The organism is Salmonella sp. SAL4457, assembly GCF_046548235.1.
GTDB classification, from domain to species: domain Bacteria; phylum Pseudomonadota; class Gammaproteobacteria; order Enterobacterales; family Enterobacteriaceae; genus Salmonella; species Salmonella enterica.
Map to the genome: position 1 here is coordinate 1 of NZ_JBGDZO010000994.1, position 250 is coordinate 250.

Here is a 250-nt window from a genome sequence, read left to right on the forward strand (position 1 = left end):
GCCTACTACGGCTCCAACCTGCCGCGCCTGCGCGAGATCAAGCAGGCCGTCGACCCCGACGACCGCTTCCGCCCCGCCCAGGGGATCAGGGCCTAGACCGAGACGATCGTGCGGCTCTGCTCGCGCATGAACTGCGCGACGTAGTACGGGCCGAGCCCGCCCTTGCCGGTCGAGCCGCTCGACTTCCAGCCGCAGAACGACTGGAACCCCGGCCACGCGCCCGTCGTCGCGCCCGCGCGCCGGTTCACGT

Annotated in this window: 1 protein-coding gene; it reads left to right on the forward strand. The window is 72.0% G+C overall.

Features of this window, described 5'->3' with window-relative positions; all coding sequences use genetic code 11:
• A partial coding sequence (locus ACLJNW_RS27155) for a BBE domain-containing protein (protein ID WP_410961656.1) occupies window positions 1-96 on the forward strand: 96 nt, incomplete at its 5' end.
• Between the last annotated feature and the right edge of the window lie 154 nt (window positions 97-250).